Below are 14,102 nucleotides of genomic sequence, written 5' to 3' on the forward strand. Positions count from 1 at the left end.
TTAAGAAGCCCTTTTTCAAAAGGGTTCTTAAGCCGCCGGAGGCAAAAAACTCCCAAAAAAAAAGCACCGCATGTTCGCAAAAGACCAAAAAGGTCGCTATCCATGAAACCGACATTTTCTTTTATCCACGCAGCAGATTTGCATCTGGATGCAGCCTTTAAGGGCGTTGCTCACGTTTCACCACAGGTGGCGAGTGTTCTGCGCTCTGCTACTTTTGAGGCATTGGAGCGTTTGACGCAGCTTGCGTGCAATGAACGTCCACTTTTTGTTGTTCTTGCTGGTGATATTTATAATCAGGAAGATCAGAGCTTGAAGGCACGGTTTGCCTTGCTTGATGCGTGTAAACGTATGCGCGATGCAGGAGTGCGAGTTTTTATTGTTCACGGCAACCATGACCCGTTGCTTGAAACAGAAAAATCTTTCAGCTTTCCGGATAATGTTCATATCTTCGGTACTGAAGCTGTCGAGAAAGTGCGTGTTGAAAATGAACATGGGGAGCTTGTTACGGTTGTGCATGGCATGAGCCATGGAAAACATAACGAGCGTAGAAAACTTGCAAGACTGTATGCGCGTACCGAGGACAATGTTTTTCAGGTGGCGGTGCTGCATTGCACTGTGGATTCTGTTGCTGCTTCTGAACAGTATGCTCCGGCAAGCGTGGCAGATTTCGCTAAGTCAGGCATTGAGTATTGGGCGCTTGGACATATCCATGAGCAGCAGATTGTGAGTCGTGAACCGCTTGTTGCTTATTCTGGAAATATTCAGGGTCTGCATATTAATGAACAAGGCGAGCGTGGCTGTTTGCTTGTTGATGTGGCGGATGGGCAAGTTTCTAGCCGACACCATACTCTTGGTGGAATCCAGTGGAAAATTGAAGCGGTGGATATTTCTGCTGTTGAACAATTTGATGCGCTTGAAGAAGTTGTAGAATCTCGTCTTGATGAAATTTCTCAACAATTGCCTGAAGGGTGTAAGGGCGTGATTGTACGTCTAGTACTGGAAGGCCGCAGCGTCCTTGATGGTGAATTACGAAAGAACGGCGCAGTAAAAGAACTTGCAGAGCGCATTCGTGAAGGGCAGATGGAACATAGTCCGTTTGTCTGGCTGAAAGATATTGAACTGGCGTGTAAGCCGGATGTGGATATTGAAGCGATGCGCAGCCGACCAGATTTACTTGGTGAGGCGCTGACTGTTGCAGATCAATTGACGAGCGAAGACGGTGTGACAGAACTTCGTGATTCAGTAAGTGAATTGTTCGGTTCCCCCACTAGCAAGCGCCATTTAACCATTCTTTCTGATGATGAGCTGATCCAGCTTGCCACAGAAGCACAATATGTATGCCTTGATTTGTTGGAGGCAGAATAATGCGGATTACTGACCTTCATATAAATGGCTTTGGTGTTTTTTCTGAACAAGATCTTTCTGGATTTTCTTCCGGTGTGAACGTTTTTCTTGGAAATAACGAAGCGGGGAAATCAACCTGTTTGTCGTTTTTACGATACATGCTCTTCGGGCTGCCGCGAAAAGGGAAAAATATTTCGCACCATGAGCCGCTGCGCGGCGGTAATCATGCCGGTGTTCTGGGGCTTGATACACAAAAATTTGGTGCACTCCGTCTTGAACGTTCTTTTAAGCCAAAGCGTGTAGGCATCACTGGTGCTGATGGCAGTCAAATGGATGAATCTGCCTTGCAGGCATTGCTCGGTAATGTTTCGCGTGACTTGTACACAAACGTGTATGGTTTTTCTCTTACAGAATTACAGAGCAAAGACGCGTTAACAGGTGATGCTGTGCGTAATGCCTTGTACGGAACTGTTCATGGTGGCGGCGCCTCGTACACAGATGTGATGAAGCATCTTGCCGCAAAGCGAGAGGCATTATTCAAAAAAGGTGGCAAAGTTCTACCATTGAATAAAAATCTCAAAGAGCTTGAACAGCTTCGTAAAGACATGAATGCTAGCGATGACAGCGTTGCAGCGTACTTAACAGTTTCACAAAAAATTTCTGAACTTGAAGAAAAGCTTGCAGAACGAACCGCTATTTTGCGCGAATTAGGCATCGAAGCCGGAACCGTAAATGTGGATATTCGCCTGTGGAGTATTTTAACCGAATACAAAGAAAAGAAAGCAGCACTTGAGGCTGTTCAGCCGCTTATTGAATTTCCGTCTGAAGGGTTATCCCGGTTCGATAGCCGTAATGAAAGTGTGCAAGAAAAGCGGGAGCAGTTATCCAAGCTCAAAAGCAGTATTGAAGCCACAAAGCGAGATATTGTAGAAAAGCAGGCACAGGTTAATGCCGAGCTTGTGGAACAGCAGGATGTTGTACGTGCATTAAGCGAAGAAAAAGCTGTGGTGGCGGGGAAGAAGAGTGAATTGGAACAGCTGGGGCTGGAGCAGAAAACTCTCGAACGCGATCTTACAGAAACTTTCGAGCAGCTTGGTAGTGACTGGAATGCTGAACGAGTAGTGGCATTTGATTTGTCAGACAATACTCGACGAGAAGTCGCGCAGCTAGAAGATCAGATAGACTCTGCAAAGCAGGCTTCAAATCTTGCTCAGAACGAAGCATCACGTCTTGCCGGAGTTCTTGATGACGCGCGGCGCAATGTTGAGCAGCGTACATATGAATTTGAGCAAAATGCCGATGTAATGCGTTTTGCCGCTCTGAATACTGAGCAAAATTCCGCACCAGTTGATCTACAGAAAAATAAAGAAATTTTACGAACTGTTCGCACTAGATTACCAATGGTACTTGCTGCGGAAACAGGTTCAAACAACTCAGCACTTATGATGGCGACATCCGTAGGTGTTGTAGGTTCGGGTATAGCCGCTCTTCCACAATTTGTTCCAGTTCCGCCATACACTTTGTATTGCGGTGTCGCCATACTTGCGTTGGCAATTGCGGGTTTTGTGCTGGCAAATGTCCAGCGGAAAAAGAAGCAAACAGCCCAGCAAGAAGATATTTTTGCGGTTATGAATGAAGCTCCATTACTGTTTCCACAACCGGCTGCAACCGAAGAATGCCTGCTTCAGGCGGAAGATTTATTCGAAGATATGCAGCGTGGCTTAATGGCATGTGATGCGTTGCAGGAAAAGCTGACTCTTGCTCAAAAACAGCATGATGAAGCGTTGGAGCAGTTCGAAAAAGGAAGCCGCATTGATAAAGAGGCTGACGAGGTTCTAACGACAGTCAATGTAAAGGTGGAACAATGGCTTTTACAGCGTGACTTATCGTCAACGTTACGAGTTCAGCACATTCCAGAAACCTTACAGCTTATTAAAGACGCCAAATCTAATATCAGTCACCTTTCCGACCTTAAGGCTCGCAAAGCCTCTCTACATGGGGTTCTTGAAGCTTTTTCAAAACAGCAGGACTCCCTTTGTGCGGTAGCCGGAATAGAGCCAGAATATGCTTTTGATCGCAGTATTAAGCGCAGTGCGACGCAAGATAAGTTACTTCGTATTTTGACAGAATCTCAAGCTGCACAAGCTGCCGGTAAAAGTTTGTCCGAAGCGCTGCATAAAGATATTGAGTCCGCAAAAATTCTTCGTGATTCCTTAGTGAAACTTGAAGAAGAAATTCATACGTTATTTACAGCCGCAAGTGCCACGGATGAAGAATCTTTCAGAACCAAATATACGCTCTACGTACAGCAGCAAGAAATCGTATCTGCATTTAACGCTCTCAAAGCTTCTCTCACAGCTGCCAGTGAAGATGGTGACATAGAACAGCTTACAGCGCGAATAGGTCAGCAGAGCGAACAGGAGCTTGCAGTAAAAGCATCTGAGTTATCCGCAACCATTCAAGAAAAAGAGCAAGAGCAAGAAGAGCTGCGTCAGAAGCTTATTCAATCTAAAGTTGAACAAGAAAAATTGACTTCAACTGAAGAGCAAGCGCGTCAACGAACTCAAAGTGAAGAGCTTAAAGAAGAGGCGAACGGGTTAGCAAAAGAATGGGCACGATTCCGTATCGCTGAACATCTTTTATCCCGTGCCCGTGAGCGGTTTGAACGTGAACAGCAGCCAGAAGTGGTTAAACAGGCCGGAACGTTCTTCAAGACAATTACAAAAGGTGCCTACAGTGGTGTATTCAAGCCGCTTGGTGAAGAAAATATTTTTGCACTGGCAGAAGATGGAACACGCCGTGAGCCGGAAGAATTAAGTCGCGGAACCGTGGAGCAGCTTTATTTATCGTTACGTCTTGGGCATATCCTAAGTCATTCCGGGCAAAATGAGCCATTACCCGTCATCATGGATGACATTATGGTAAACTTTGATCCAACAAGAGCCGCAAGCACAGCAGAAACAATTGCTGAATTAGCAGCGCACAATCAGGTATTCCTCTTTACCTGTCATCCGCAAACTGTCGATCTTATGCAGAGGCATTCCGAAAATGTTGGCGTATACACCGTAACGAATGGTTTGTTGGGTACGATGAATAGGTAAAAATTGTATTGTAATTTACTAGGATTTACTGGATTTGCGTGAATTGAATTGAATTGAATTGAATTGACCGCGAGCACGGGGCAACTCTTTGTGCTGATTTTCAGGGCTACTTGTACCAAGCAAGTAACCCTTTTTTATTCTTCATCCGTGGGAGAAACCGCGCTGAAAATAACCACAAAGAGTTGACCCGAACTTGCTAAAATGGTCGCCAAGCTCGTGGTGAAGGATAAGGTAAGGACTTGCCTGCAATTCGAACGTTGCCTCTTTAAAACAAAAAATCCTGCCACCAAGATGACAGGATTTATATAACTCAATAAAGTTCGACCGACAGAACACAAAAATAACAATCAAGCACTCAGCAGCAGTTTAGCAAATCCCAGCAGAACGCAGAACTTCAACGCCATCTTTACCCATAGCCCTGCAAATATGAAAAAACTCAATGATATCGAGGCGTCGCTCTCTGCTCTCGATCTTTGAAACAAAAGACTGAGGCTTGCCTAATTTATTGGCCAGTTGAGATTGAGTTATCCCAGCATGTTTACGCTCTGCCACAAGCGCATCAATAACAGCTTTATATTCCACAGAATATATTGATTTCACCACATTATCCTCCACGTAGATAGAGGGAAGGGTATGTTGTGTTTATAGATATCCCAAATTGGGATATTATGTTCACAACAAATCAAAAAAATGCTTGCTCAAGTTTCGGCAAGCAGCGTGCTTAACGTATATCAATACTCATAACTTGCCGAGAATGATATCACACCAGATGGCTACAATTTATACTCACTGAAGTGCTCAGATAATTTTCTTATTAATTGCCAAAGTGATTGCACCTCAACTCTCTACGCCACATTCTCCCTACTCCTAGCTGTAAGACCCTACACAGCTGGACACATTAAAGACCCTGCTTATTAAGCAGGGTCTTTTGGATGTTCGGTTTTGTATTTTTTCGAAATCAAGGGAGGGATTCAGATCGCAGCATAATTAGCTGAATTTAAAATAGTTGTAAAAAATAATCAGATTGTAATGTACCACCCTGCGTACCACATTTCGGATGAGCAATGGGTCCGAATTCTGAATTTAGTTGATCAGCTCGAAACTCTTACAAATAAAGGGTTCATATAATTGCCGGTCAAGGGGGGCTCCCCCTTGCGGGTGGAGGGCAGGGCCCCCTCGCCGAAGGCAACAAAAATAAAAAAATAAAAAAGAAGAAGAAATAAAAATTACCGCAAAAAAAAGCCCTCGATCATGTGATCAAGGGCTTCATTTATTATCATTTGGTGCTGAGCGTTAGTGCCCGCCCCCTCCAACGATACCGGAGGCTGCGAAGAGAAGCACTAAGATTTCAGCTACGACGATAGCAAGATAGATGTGATCGCCACAGCGGAAGTAAGGTATAATAAGTGTTGCGTAGCAGACGATAGTCATCACTGCGAGCAACACGATTCCGATGTAGTTAAGGTAATCGCCAGTACCAATAAGGACTAGCCAGTCCCAGCCACTTGGGCTGTTGGTAACTTGAAGGTAATCATGAACACCGAGGTGCCAGTTGTTGATTACAGTTTCAATCGGCACATGTGGTGTTGTAATACCAAATGCATAGAGTAAATAGGTAATCACCATGATCAGGATACCAAGATAGGCACCGCGTTCCAGAATTACTGCATAGCGCATTTGTTCTGGTGGAGTTACGCACACGTTCATTTGTTTTGTCATGACTTACCTCCATTAACCCATAATACCGAGTCCAAGGCCTTTGTCGAGCGCCTTGAAACCAGCAAAGAAGAGAACGCCGATAACCATGTAACGGATGAAAGATGCTTTTGCTACTGCAAGGAGGCGTACGCCAACGAGAGAGCCGAGCATCAGGCCGATAATGGAAGGGATAGCGATCAGTGGAATAACAGCACCCTGGTTCATGTACACCCATGCAGCAGAGGTATCTGTGATGGAGAGTAAGAATTTAGATGTTGCTACAGAAACTTTCAGTGGAGCGCCCATGAGAAGGTTGAGAACAGGGATGTTAGCCCAACCAGCACCGAGGCCGAACATACCTGCCATAACGCCGATTACGACGAACAGCAGAAGACCGGTGAAGGTGCGGTGAGTTTTCCATTCAAATTCTTTACCTGTTGCTTGGTCCTGATAGAGACCTTCAATCCCGAGAGCGTGGCTGATAGCATCCTGTTTGGTGACGATTGGGTATTCTGAGTTCTTGGAGCAGAGTAAAAGAATGGAGATACCCATAATGGTCGCACCGAGTGCAGTCTGTACGTAGCGCGGGTCGAGTTGTGAAAGGTATAAACCAAGCACAGCACCACCCACCGCACAGGCGGATGCAATAAGCGCCATAGGCAGGGCAAGGCGAAGGCTCGCTAAGTTACGCTTTAAAAGACCAGGTCCCGCAGCAAGGGCACCTGCAAGCGCAACCATAAGGCCTGCACCACGCACAAAGTCAATGTGAAACGGGAAGAAGCCAGACACGAGTGGTACGTACAGTACGCCACCACCAACGCCAGCCAAAACCGCGATTACACCAAGTACAAAACAGAAAACTAATAATATAAGTGGCCAGAACCACCATACATGGTTACCACCCGCCGGAGCGCTGGCAGTAGCCGCTTCAGTAGCAAATGCACCCATAGGAGATGCAAACACTGCTGCGCCAACCCAAAGGGTCAGCATCGTGAAAAGTCTAGTAACGTTTTTCAGCATTTTTTCCTCGCATAACTTACGTTGACCTCTAATCAAATGTTGTTCCGTACTTTTTGGGTAAAAGAATGTGAAAAATATGTCAATCACCCAGAGCAAAGAAATGAATCGAAATAACCCACTGAATTTCAAGTTTATCGACGTTAATGAATGCTTTTCCGTGGAAGCATAAAGTTGAAAAAAACTGAATAAAACAGTGAGGTAGCGATTTTTTTCACGTGCTTTTTAAAAGCATAATGGTTTGAATTTATGATGAAATATTATTTTTATTGCAACATTGTGTTTTTTTGCACAAAGTCAAATATCTCGAAAATCAAACATTGTCTTGTAGGTGCTGTTTTTTCTAATTTTTATGAAAAGTCAATAAAAGAAAGGGGGTTTGTGAGTGGAGATAAAAATAATGACGAAAAAAAAGAGCAGGTAGTTTTCACTACCTGCTCTTGGTCTGCTGATAAGGCGGGGTGCATTGAATATGAACTAAGAGGCAAATTATGCTGTTTCAGTAAATAGTTAGCTGTTCAACACGTAGGCGCACTTAGGCCATTATTCAAAACGTAATGCTCAAGGGGTTATGCAAGACGCTTTTTTGCGAATGCGAGCATTTTTTCTGCTTCTTTAAATTCGGGATCAAGTTTCAGCGCCATGAGCGCTGACTTTGCACATTTATCCCACTTTTCCCAGTCAACATAGACTCGGCCAAGGTTAAAGAAGAGATGCGGGTCTTGTCCGGCTACCTTTACGGCTTTAGCAAAGTATTTCTCTGCTACGTCGAACTTACCCATTTTCCGTAGTGCCATGCCGATACTGTTGTAGTAACGGATGTTCTCCGGAGATAGTTCAATTGCCTCAGCAAGCTGAGTGAACGCTTCGTTGTACATACCAGCACGAAGATAGCGTTCTGCAATATCACTTTTAAGGTCTGCGTCTTCTGAGAATTTAGAGAGCAATGAGTTAAAGATTGCGGTAGCTTTCTCGTTTTGCTCTGTATCAAGGCACAATTGGCCTTTTTCCAGCTCTGCTTGTTTTTGCTTTTCCAGCGCTTCCAGCATTAATTGAGCTTCGTCAGTTACGTTTTTTTGAAGCTCAGTAAGCAATTCTTTCAGCGTTTCAACAAGCTGACGCTCCTCACCTTCTTTGAAGATAAGTGCGATAGGAAAAACTTCTTTCAGCTTAGGAGCTGCCGCCAAGTACATTGTACTGTCTTCAAGCAGTTGCAAAAATTCCTGCTTCTCAGCCTTCATTAACGGATGCTTTAAATAAGCGATTATTCCGTCATGCAATGCCTGAGCAGCCATTTGAATTTTTTCTTGCTTTAAGTACGTGCGAACGTTGCTTAGCTGGGTACGAGCTCTAGTCAGTTCAGCAGACATCCAAATCCCCTTTTGGAAGCACGATGAAACTACTTATCGAGATTCTCTTTGATCATGTCACTGAATCTTTTGAAGAAGTAGTGACTGTCATTAGGTCCCGGACAAGCTTCTGGATGGTGCTGCACAGAAATAACTTTCTTAATTTTATGTGCAATGCCCTCAACAGTATTATCGTTGAGGTTAAGATGCGTAATTTCTACATCATCACTATCCAGTTCAACACAGAAGCCGTGGTTCTGCGAAGAAATTTCAATGCGCCCTGTTGTCAAATCTTTAACAGGATGGTTACAGCCGTGATGTCCAAATTTAAGCTTGGAAGTTGTGCCACCTAATGCGTGTCCAAGTAGCTGATGTCCGAGGCAAATACCGCCAACAGGCATCATATCGCAAAGCTTAGTGATTTCGACAATTTCGTCTTTAAGAGTAGCAGGGTCGCCAGGACCGTTTGATAAAAATACTGCATCGGCACCAGTTAATGCAACCTGCTCTGCTGTAAATGACGGAGGAACAACTAGTAAGTCAAGTCCCTGTTCATGTAATAGTCGTAAAATATTCCATTTAATGCCAAAGTCGTACACAACAACCTTAGGACCTTTGCCGGTCCAGTTGTAAACACCGTCTACAAGGCGAACATTCTGAGGTCGAACGCCGTCCCATCGGTATACATCAGTTGGTGCAACGTCTTTTACAAGATTGAGTCCTTCCATAGAAGGAAGCGCTTTTGCTTTTTCTACAAGCTTTTCTACATTAAGTTCTTGTGTAGAAATGATTGCACGCATTGCGCCGTTCTTACGAATGTGGCTTGTAAGTGCTCTTGTATCGATTCCCTCAATACCAAGAACGCCACAACGTTTAAGATAATCCGGCAGAGATGCTACCGAACGCCAGTTGGAAGGAACTTTACAGCATTCTTTGACAATAAGTGCTGCAGCGTGAACTCCGCCTGACTCAATATCTTCTTCGGTTACGCCGTAGTTACCAATAAGCGGGTATGTCATACATACCATCTGTCCGGCGTAGGAAGGGTCAGTCAAAATTTCCTGATACCCGGTCATACCAGTGTTGAAGATAACCTCTCCGCCAGTTTCACCAGGTCCGGTGAATGAGCGACCCTCAAGTACAAAGCCGTCTTCAAGTGCCAAAATGGCTTTCATCAGGAATTCTCCCGTAAAAGTTTTAAAATTACGTCTATATCTTCAGGACGATCCACACCGTGTGTCTTATGTTCCGTGCATACCACTCTGATAGGAACATTATTCTCTAAAAGGCGCAGTTGCTCAAGTCGTTCTATACGCTCCAAGCTGGACTGCTCCCACTTTGTGAACTGCTTTAAAACTCCAAAACGGAATGCGTACAATCCGATATGCCCAAGATACCCGTCGGTTTCTTCACCGTCTCTTGCAAATGGTACAAGCGCTCGGGAAAAATACAGCGCATCACCATTTGCAGCCTGAACAATTTTAACCTTGTCCGGACTGGCTGCTTCTTCAGCAGTGATGTGGTGCGCAAGCGTCGACACCTGTACGTTGCCGTCTGTTAAGAACGGAGTAACTAATTCGGTGAGCATAATCGGATTCAGCGCAGGTTCATCACCCTGTATATTTACTATAACAGAATCTTCACCAGCACCAAGCAGACATGCAGCTTCGTAAACCCTGTCCGTACCACTCGGGTGGTCGTTGCGGGTCATTACGTATTCGACATCCAGCTCGCGCGCGATGCTCGCAATACGTTCGTCGTCAGTCGCCAGTACTACCTTGTCGAATTCCGGACATGAACAGGCACGTTGATATACATGCCAGAACATAGGCTTGCCTTCGATGAGGGCAAGCGGTTTGCCGGGGAAACGCGAGGAGTCGTACCGGGCGGGTATGATACCAAAGCAGGAAGCTGTTAGAGCCATATGCACACCTAATTCCCTATAGTTAGGGAGGTTCATAGATTGGACACAGAAAAGCCCCACGCTATGGGGCATTGTTTAAACCGTCAGAGAGTATGCTAACTTTTTCAAAAAGAAAAGAGAAAAAATACATTTGTTCTATGTTCTTGTATTGCATTGATTATTATGAATAAGGCGTACGAATAAGCGTTGCGGCATGATGGGGCTTCTGTCTCTAGTCTCATTCTGTTATATGATAGAGATGAAACGCTGCATTATGCACCTTGATATGGACGCTTTTTTTGCTTCTGTAGAGCAACTGGATAATCCGGAATGGAGAGGGAAACCTGTCATTGTGGGTGGTTCAGGTGATCGTGGTGTTGTATGCGCTGCTTCGTACGAAGCTCGAAAATTTGGTGTGCACTCTGCAATGCCTATTGTTCAGGCACGTAAGTTATGCCCGTATGGAATATATACAGGCAACTCACGGGAACGGTATTTAGAGCTTTCCCGTAAAGTAATGTCAGTGCTCCACGCGTATTCACCAGTCATTGAAAAAGCTTCAATTGATGAAGCTTATGTCGATGCCACAGGTGTTGAGCATATTTTCGGCCCGCCGCTTGAAATGGCGCATGAAATGAAGCAGAAAATTTTTGATACAGTAGGATTAACCTGCTCTATCGGTATTGCACCTGTAAAATTTCTTGCCAAAATTGCTTCTGATTACAATAAGCCCAATGGGTTGTACGCTATTTTTGAAAAGGATGTTCCTGCTTTTTTGAACGAACTACCTGTGCGTAAAATTCCCGGTGTAGGTAAAAAATTTGTCGGAAAGCTTGATGAGTTGGGAGTGAGCTCCTGCGGCCAAGTCTTGGAATATTCCGTTGAATTCTGGGAGCGTCGATTCGGGAAAAGCGGCATATCGCTTTGGGAGCGCTCCAATGGTATCGACGAAAGAGCCGTTGAAACTTCTGTAGAAGCGAAGTCAGAAAGTGCAGAAAATACGTTGCATAAAGACACGTTTGATAAAGCATTGTTGAAAAAATGGCTTATGCGTCATGCAGACCGTGTGGGACAAAATCAGCGCAAACACGGCCTTAAAGGACGTACGATTACGTTGAAAGTTAAATACAGTGATTTCCAGTCCCTTACCCGCAGCAAAACGTTACCTGACCCTACCAATACGACAGACGTTATTTATCAGGTGGCGGCAGATCTTCTAGATACCATTGAATTGGCTAGGCCTGTTCGATTAATCGGGCTTGGGCTTTCCAATTACAACAATACCGGCGTTGAACAGTTGAATATGCTCGATCATATGCAGCATAACTGTGCGGGAGTTGTTCGTGCCACAAAAAAACAACAGCAGCTTGATGAAACGCTGGATGCTGTGCGAAATAAATTTGGTAACAAAGTTATTTGTCGCGGTAGCTTATTTGGCTTTAACGAAGAATAATCCGTAACGATATTGCATGGCTCTATTTCTGTGAGCCATCAGCTCCCCAAACTCTCAGAGTTTCCCTCTGAATCCTCATTTCATGCTGTAACGCACCGCTTTTTAGCATTTTGTATGTGCGGCACAGCCTTTCTTGTTTATTATTTCGTCTTCACACATGTCTTTTTGCAGGAACGTTTATTTACGGCATCCCGTAGTCTCCTACTTTTTTTTCTCAAATTTCTTTGATCACAATGCAGGGACATCGCTTTGATACAACCCTAGTAATTCCCTTCAGTTGTTTTCAGTTGTTTTTCGAGTTTACGGAGCTTTTCTGGCGCAATTTCTTTTGGCAGGAATTGGATTCCCTTAGGAAGATTCCTTTCACAGCAAGGGCACACCACTATTTTTCCGCCAAGTTGTGCATGTTCTAAAAGAAGTTTGTTTAAGAGAGGCAGGTAAATTTTTTTTGCATCGGGAATCATAATTTCAGGAATAATCGGCGAAATATCGTCCGTAACCCGCTTGGGACATTTAGGCATTGTGTGCAGTGGTGCGCATACGTTTTCTCCATGATATGTCGTCATGACTCCAAACGGGATGCCTCGAACAGCAGGAAGCGTCACCGCGGTATCTTCGAACAGGATAACCGTGTCGATTCCGGCTTTCTGGCGTTTATTAGCGAGTGTTACTGTTCGAATTGCTTGTCTCAGCTTGTTCGCTGCGGGAATGACAAAAGTCATGTGGGGATAAGGCGTACGCGCTGATGGTGAATAATATTTCATGGGTAACGGTGTTGCTGAGTAGACGGGAGAAACTTCAGCACAAAGCAAGGTTGTGAATAGTATCCACACACTGAAGGCTATGGTCATTGGGGTGAATATTCGCATCGCGCGCTCTTTATTCAAAGCTTGGACGCATGGCATCGCCCGCATGAATGGTGAATATTTTGTCATCGGGAGCTAGGTATGCACCTTCAGGAAGTTCGTCTTTACGAATACCAAAAGTAGCCATACATCGTGGGCAGACCGCAATTTCACCATCATATCCAATTTGCTTGGCGTATGGAATACGTACAAGTGTTACGCCTGATCCTTCCAGAATCACCGTAGTTCGAACGCCCTTATTGTATAAATCGCGGGCGAGTTTGAATGTGGTTTCTGCTTTTTTGGGGTCTGCGGTATTGAGAATAAACGTGACTTCTCTTTGCTCCGCTTGCTCCTTAAAGATGGTACCGGAGTTTCTGCGTGCATCGTACTGCATGGCAAGTGCGGAGAGTATTGGCAGCAGTGTAATAACTGCTATCCAGAGAATAGTAGTCTGTCGCATAGGTCCCCCAAGAGTGTCCAAAAGTGCATAGCTACCTAGTATTGTACTATTGAACAGGTTCGTCTCAATGATTAGGGGCAAGGGTATATGATAGAGAATTGTGGACATAAAAACAGAAAAAGCCCTGTACTTGAGGAGTTGTACAGGGCTCTTCCATCTGGGGGGAGAAAGGGTACCAATTACCCTTTATATTCATATTACCCTTCAGGGTAAGAGAAAGCTGAGTTGCAATGCGTCATGCGAGGTGAAGGACTCGCTGCCACGAGTTATGACGTTATTGCGGAGTGTGTATAAGGAATGTTTAGTTTATTACTGCTGTGCAGGTGCCTGCATTGGGGTTTGCATCTGCATCGGCATGTTGCCGCAATTGTTCATACCATGTCCGCCGCCGTGGCCGCGATTCATGCCGTGTCCACCACCGTGATTACCTTTGTTTCCATTGAATCCAGGGCAATTGTAGCCCATGTTGTCCCCACGGTGCGGGTTGCGTAACGGTTCAATTCCAATTTCTTTTTTTACAGTTGCTGCAAATTCAGCACGCTGTGCACGCATATCTGCACGCATTTTATTCATTTCAGTAACAACGCTGGCTACTTTGTTCGCATCAACGTTCTGGTTATTCATAAGTGCATTAAGTTCTACTTTTTTGGCCCACATTGCATCGCGGAGCGGAGTAGTGTTCTTAATGAAGTCGTCATGCAGGGTCATGTACTTCTGTTGCTGTGCTTCGGTAAGGTCAGTCCAGTTTGGACCTGCTGCCAATGCTACGGTTGCCACTGCCATGACACACGCTGTTGCAACTAATAATCTGAATGCTTTAAACCGCATAATAAACTCCTATGTTCAAGAATCAAGTAATGGTTCGCGTTTTGCTAGTTCTACTAGAGCAACCCGTGTGCCAAGTTTTCAAACTTGCTATAAGGTTGTTT

The 14,102-nt window shown here is 44.7% G+C and carries 12 protein-coding genes; 3 read left to right on the forward strand and 9 right to left on the reverse strand.

The features are described 5' to 3' along the window. Nucleotides 1-102 precede the first annotated feature (102 nt). Together ACZ5V1_RS14760 and ACZ5V1_RS14765 are read left to right on the forward strand one after the other, a co-directional pair. Complete coding sequence (locus ACZ5V1_RS14760) at nt 103-1,365, forward strand: metallophosphoesterase family protein (RefSeq protein ID WP_464389478.1); 1,263 nt, start codon at nt 103-105, stop codon at nt 1,363-1,365. Continuing rightward, nucleotides 1,365-4,445 (forward strand): ATP-binding protein, encoded by a 3,081-nt coding sequence (locus ACZ5V1_RS14765; RefSeq protein ID WP_464389479.1) that lies wholly within the window; start codon nt 1,365-1,367, stop codon nt 4,443-4,445. Before ACZ5V1_RS14760 ends, ACZ5V1_RS14765 begins: the two co-directional genes overlap by 1 nt. A gap of 366 nt (nt 4,446-4,811) precedes the next feature. On the opposite strand, the gene ACZ5V1_RS14770 is transcribed toward ACZ5V1_RS14765, so the two are convergent. The 6 genes from ACZ5V1_RS14770 to kdsB all read right to left on the reverse strand — a co-directional run bounded on the left by ACZ5V1_RS14770 (nt 4,812) and on the right by kdsB (nt 10,433). Then, the gene (locus ACZ5V1_RS14770; protein WP_464389480.1) at nt 4,812-5,048 is read right to left on the reverse strand and encodes a helix-turn-helix domain-containing protein; all 237 of its coding nucleotides are present in this window, start codon (nt 5,046-5,048) and stop codon (nt 4,812-4,814) included. 690 nt (nt 5,049-5,738) lie between these two features. Then, nucleotides 5,739-6,164 carry a DUF1634 domain-containing protein gene (locus ACZ5V1_RS14775; protein ID WP_464389481.1) on the reverse strand — a complete coding sequence of 142 codons (426 nt, stop codon included), beginning with the start codon at nt 6,162-6,164 and terminating at the stop codon, nt 5,739-5,741. A gap of 12 nt (nt 6,165-6,176) precedes the next feature. Then, nucleotides 6,177-7,163: a sulfite exporter TauE/SafE family protein gene (locus tag ACZ5V1_RS14780; RefSeq protein ID WP_464389482.1), complete on the reverse strand. Its 987-nt coding sequence runs from the start codon at nt 7,161-7,163 to the stop codon at nt 6,177-6,179. Nucleotides 7,164-7,729: 566 nt separating this feature from the next. Further along, on the reverse strand, nt 7,730-8,530 hold the full coding sequence (locus ACZ5V1_RS14785) for a tetratricopeptide repeat protein (RefSeq protein WP_464389483.1): 801 nt from the start codon (nt 8,528-8,530) through the stop codon (nt 7,730-7,732). A 29-nt stretch (nt 8,531-8,559) separates the two neighbouring features. After that, nucleotides 8,560-9,684, reverse strand: coding sequence for a glutamine-hydrolyzing carbamoyl-phosphate synthase small subunit (carA, locus tag ACZ5V1_RS14790; RefSeq protein ID WP_464389484.1), 1,125 nt, complete (start codon nt 9,682-9,684; stop codon nt 8,560-8,562). Next, nucleotides 9,684-10,433: a 3-deoxy-manno-octulosonate cytidylyltransferase gene (gene kdsB / locus ACZ5V1_RS14795; RefSeq protein WP_464389485.1), complete on the reverse strand. Its 750-nt coding sequence runs from the start codon at nt 10,431-10,433 to the stop codon at nt 9,684-9,686. The genes carA and kdsB overlap by 1 nt, the downstream gene beginning before the upstream one ends. Nucleotides 10,434-10,671: 238 nt before the next feature. Between kdsB and ACZ5V1_RS14800 the strand changes: the two genes are divergently transcribed. Continuing rightward, the gene (locus ACZ5V1_RS14800; RefSeq protein ID WP_464389486.1) at nt 10,672-11,865 is read left to right on the forward strand and encodes a DNA polymerase IV; all 1,194 of its coding nucleotides are present in this window, start codon (nt 10,672-10,674) and stop codon (nt 11,863-11,865) included. A 260-nt stretch (nt 11,866-12,125) separates the two neighbouring features. On the opposite strand, the gene ACZ5V1_RS14805 is transcribed toward ACZ5V1_RS14800, so the two are convergent. The 3 genes from ACZ5V1_RS14805 to ACZ5V1_RS14815 form a co-directional block, all read right to left on the reverse strand. Then, entirely contained in the window at nt 12,126-12,734 is a 609-nt protein-coding gene (locus ACZ5V1_RS14805) for a hypothetical protein (protein ID WP_464389487.1), read from the reverse strand. Nucleotides 12,735-12,744: 10 nt separating this feature from the next. After that, complete coding sequence (locus ACZ5V1_RS14810; RefSeq protein WP_464389488.1) at nt 12,745-13,173, reverse strand: hypothetical protein; 429 nt, start codon at nt 13,171-13,173, stop codon at nt 12,745-12,747. Nucleotides 13,174-13,482: 309 nt separating this feature from the next. Continuing rightward, complete coding sequence (locus ACZ5V1_RS14815) at nt 13,483-14,001, reverse strand: Spy/CpxP family protein refolding chaperone (RefSeq protein WP_464389489.1); 519 nt, start codon at nt 13,999-14,001, stop codon at nt 13,483-13,485. Between the last annotated feature and the right edge of the window lie 101 nt (nt 14,002-14,102).

The sequence above is a fragment of the Halodesulfovibrio oceani subsp. galateae genome, from assembly GCF_055397225.1.

Bases quoted from the DNA above. Each gene is read 5' to 3' on its own strand.
- ACZ5V1_RS14805 (WP_464389487.1), bottom strand. From the start codon at position 12,734: ATGCGAATATTCACCCCAATGACCATAGCCTTCAGTGTGTGGATACTA.
- carA (WP_464389484.1), bottom strand. From the start codon at position 9,684: ATGAAAGCCATTTTGGCACTTGAAGACGGCTTTGTACTTGAGGGTCGC.
- ACZ5V1_RS14815 (WP_464389489.1), bottom strand. From the start codon at position 14,001: ATGCGGTTTAAAGCATTCAGATTATTAGTTGCAACAGCGTGTGTCATG.
- ACZ5V1_RS14775 (WP_464389481.1), bottom strand. From the start codon at position 6,164: ATGACAAAACAAATGAACGTGTGCGTAACTCCACCAGAACAAATGCGC.
- ACZ5V1_RS14765 (WP_464389479.1), top strand. From the start codon at position 1,365: ATGCGGATTACTGACCTTCATATAAATGGCTTTGGTGTTTTTTCTGAA.
- kdsB (WP_464389485.1), bottom strand. From the start codon at position 10,433: ATGGCTCTAACAGCTTCCTGCTTTGGTATCATACCCGCCCGGTACGAC.
- ACZ5V1_RS14785 (WP_464389483.1), bottom strand. From the start codon at position 8,530: ATGTCTGCTGAACTGACTAGAGCTCGTACCCAGCTAAGCAACGTTCGC.
- ACZ5V1_RS14800 (WP_464389486.1), top strand. From the start codon at position 10,672: ATGAAACGCTGCATTATGCACCTTGATATGGACGCTTTTTTTGCTTCT.
- ACZ5V1_RS14780 (WP_464389482.1), bottom strand. From the start codon at position 7,163: ATGCTGAAAAACGTTACTAGACTTTTCACGATGCTGACCCTTTGGGTT.
- ACZ5V1_RS14810 (WP_464389488.1), bottom strand. From the start codon at position 13,173: ATGCGACAGACTACTATTCTCTGGATAGCAGTTATTACACTGCTGCCA.
- ACZ5V1_RS14760 (WP_464389478.1), top strand. From the start codon at position 103: ATGAAACCGACATTTTCTTTTATCCACGCAGCAGATTTGCATCTGGAT.